Consider the following 2,809-nt stretch of genomic DNA (forward strand, 5'->3'; position numbering starts at 1 on the left):
CTATCGTCTTGTACGTCGATGACCAGTCGTAGCCCCTTCGGGTGATCGCTCGGGCCGTGCCGTCCTCGATTATGATTTGCGTCCGATAGCCATCGTACTTGATTTCGTGAATCCAGTTGTCCCCTGTCGGCGGCACCTCGACAAGCGTGGGGAACATTGGCCGGATGAACTTCAACATACGCGAACTCGGACTGACCGAGTTTAAATTAGATTAAGCTAAAATGGTTGCAAAGGGATGACACGCGCAGAACCCGCCGCGTTGGCCAAGCACGACGAGTTCGCAATTAGGGCTGCTACATCCTGAGACTCGACCTCCACTTTTCCAACCTGTGATTCAGAGTATATTTCCTACTTTTCGAAGATCGTACTGCGCGAACTAGTCCATGAGGTCTAATTGTTGCGCTGTCGTTTTGCGAGTAGTGTAAAAGTTTGGGCACTAGGCCCACCCTCGTGCCCAGATTGGTCGGCACGGTTCTGTCACCGTCGCTTGGTATCCGACCGTGTCGACCACCATGTGACGTGCCAACCCCGCCCGCCAGGCCGGCGTCCATCTCCGAAGCACCCCGCCAAAGGGCGCCGGCCACTTTGAGATATCGTTGATCGCCGCTCCCGTTCCTGCTATGTTCACGCCATGGGATGGACGTTTGGTTCATTGATCGAAAGCGGCATGACGGCGCATTGCGCCCGCTGCAATCATTCCGCACGCTCGACCTGGAGGCGCAGCGCGAGCGGTACGGCGCTGATGCGCCAGCGATGGCCGCTGATCTCGCGCCTAGATGCGCTGCTCGAATTGCGAACAGCAAGCGTCGGTTTCAGCTATTGCCCGACCCGACGAAGCATTCCGGCATGGGGCAGGCGAATGCTTATGCCAAGGCCAACGAAGGGCGGTAGGCCAATCCGGCTTGTCAGTAACGGCAAACCCGAACGCGTTCCAGCACCCGGTGGTGATGGTGCCAGTGCTTGACCCACTTCACGCGGCAATGGTGACGATGCCGGAAATAGTAGCGATGCGGGTAGCGGACCACGTAGCCAGGATAGCGGGGGCCGTAGTAGCGGCCGCCATAGTCGTAAAACGGACCTCCGCCGTAGAAGGGGCCACCGCCGTAGAAGGGGCCACCGCCGAACGGACCAAAGCCGCCGAACGGACCAAAAAAGCCGATGCCAGAACCGAAGTGTGCATCCGCAGGCGCGACCGTGGCTGCGGCGCAGGCGATGGCGATCACGGAAGCAAGGAACAGTTTTCTCATAGCAACCTCCCTGAGGTCCCTTCAGCCGAGAAACTTCCGCAGGAGCCGTATGTTCCCGATTGCTAATATTCTGTTGCGCGCCGACCTACAGATGTTTTTGCCGATTCCGCAGCCTCAGTTCCCGTCATACCTTCGACTTTCGCCAGCCAGCCCACCAAGCATCCCATTGAGAGCAAAACCAGCGCTCCCCCTTGGCCGGGTTAACGACCGTTTCGTCATAGTAGCGCTGACCTGGCATGTGATAGATACGGTCGCCTGTTTCGCTGATATTGCCCTTAATGTTGCATCCACTTGGCGAGCTAGGGCTACCCAGACGATGCACTGTGGGAAGGGGATGCTGTTCGGCTTGCGGCGGTATGAGATAGCTTGCCCCGGCAACACCGCAAAGCAAAACCGGGATCAGCGCCCGCTGCTCTAACAGCGAACGCCTATGCCGCCTTACAGGCTTCTGTTTTTGGAGGCCCATAACCCTCTCCCCATCGAAGAATGCGACTCTTGCTTGTTGGAGTCCAGATGGCGCTACCCAGCCGTAGGGGAATGGCGGGCGGGCGCTCCGGGGATAAGTAAAGCTCCTGTATTAGGAATCGCTATAGTTGTGTATCTTACGTGACTCGAATCAAGGGTTGCGGCCAAGCAATCAACGGGTTAATGGCAAGTTCACCTCGACTTCCGGCCACCTATAAACAGCTTCCTCTCGACCTCGGAATCGAGGTTGAAAAAGACGTCAACGGCATCGAAATGGGCGTGCTTGAAAATGGCATGGCCTATCTCACGCAAAGCGGCCTTTCCGCCATCTGTGGCGCGGCACGGTCTACCATCCAAGAGATCACCAAGGAGTGGGAAGACAACTTCGGCCTCGATCTCCAGCGCGGGCGGTCGCTCTATTTTTCCGACTACCTTAGGCAGGCAGGGTACGACGAGCCGACGCTCTTTATGGAGATATAGCGCAATGGTTCTACCCATTACGCTTATCCCGAACTCGTTTGCATGGCCTTCATTGAGTTCTTCGCCTTCGAAGCCCAGAGGGCGAATGACACAGCCCTTCTGAACTTCCGCAAGCTGCCAGGTACGGCCTCAATCAGTTCATCTATGACGCCCTTGGGTATTCACCGCTCAAGCACACGAGCGGCGGCGGCCCTCGCTTCGTCTAACCGGCCAAGCTTGGCGAGCGCAGCGGTCAGTGCGACCGCGCCATGGGTGGTTGGTCTCGACAATAAAGCTTTGGCATCGAAGCGTCGCAACCGGAGCGTGGCAGCAAAAGAAACCAGCGGGGACCTGCCTCGGAACAAATCATCGACGATCCTGTTGGGGCAGGAAACCGGAATGTGAAGGCAGTACAACAGACGAAGGGAAACCGAAGATGTCGAAGTCTTCCGACCGCACCGTTCCCGGCGAAGGCAAGATCGAAACCGGCCCGAAAACATCTCCGCAACAGGATCCGGTGGAGGGATCTCGCGAGACAATCGATCGCGAACTCGAGCAGACAGATGACGAATATAGTTCCGACGAGGCGGAACGCTCGCGCCGAGACGTGCAAAAAGAGGTGGCGGAAGAGACCGAGC

General features: G+C 57.5%; 5 protein-coding genes and 1 pseudogene. 4 read left to right on the forward strand and 2 right to left on the reverse strand.

Features of this window, described 5'->3' with window-relative positions:
- Positions 1–636: 636 nt before the first annotated feature.
- Positions 637–891, forward strand: a complete 255-nt coding sequence (locus tag EN879_RS30970; RefSeq protein ID WP_063170626.1) for a hypothetical protein — start codon at positions 637–639, stop codon at positions 889–891.
- A gap of 14 nt (positions 892–905) precedes the next feature.
- Here the strand turns inward: EN879_RS30970 and EN879_RS30975 are convergent, their stop codons facing one another.
- Positions 906–1,247: a hypothetical protein gene (locus EN879_RS30975; protein WP_063170627.1), complete on the reverse strand. Its 342-nt coding sequence runs from the start codon at positions 1,245–1,247 to the stop codon at positions 906–908.
- A 124-nt stretch (positions 1,248–1,371) separates the two neighbouring features.
- Positions 1,372–1,713, reverse strand: coding sequence for a hypothetical protein (locus EN879_RS40275; RefSeq protein WP_082826765.1), 342 nt, complete (start codon positions 1,711–1,713; stop codon positions 1,372–1,374).
- Between the two features lie 140 nt (positions 1,714–1,853).
- Between EN879_RS40275 and EN879_RS30985 the strand changes: the two genes are divergently transcribed.
- The 3 genes and pseudogenes from EN879_RS30985 to EN879_RS30990 form a co-directional block, all read left to right on the forward strand.
- A complete protein-coding gene (locus EN879_RS30985) occupies positions 1,854–2,192 on the forward strand; it encodes a hypothetical protein (RefSeq protein ID WP_127224562.1) in 339 nt (112 codons plus the stop codon).
- 42 nt (positions 2,193–2,234) lie between these two features.
- Positions 2,235–2,576 carry a hypothetical protein gene (locus EN879_RS39160; RefSeq protein WP_164774691.1) on the forward strand — a complete coding sequence of 114 codons (342 nt, stop codon included), beginning with the start codon at positions 2,235–2,237 and terminating at the stop codon, positions 2,574–2,576.
- A gap of 31 nt (positions 2,577–2,607) precedes the next feature.
- Positions 2,608–2,809, forward strand: a pseudogene (locus EN879_RS30990) (hypothetical protein); the annotation flags it as partial.

The sequence above is a fragment of the Mesorhizobium sp. M7A.F.Ca.AU.002.02.1.1 genome (assembly GCF_003998535.1).
Taxonomy (GTDB): Bacteria; Pseudomonadota; Alphaproteobacteria; order Rhizobiales; family Rhizobiaceae; genus Mesorhizobium; species Mesorhizobium ciceri.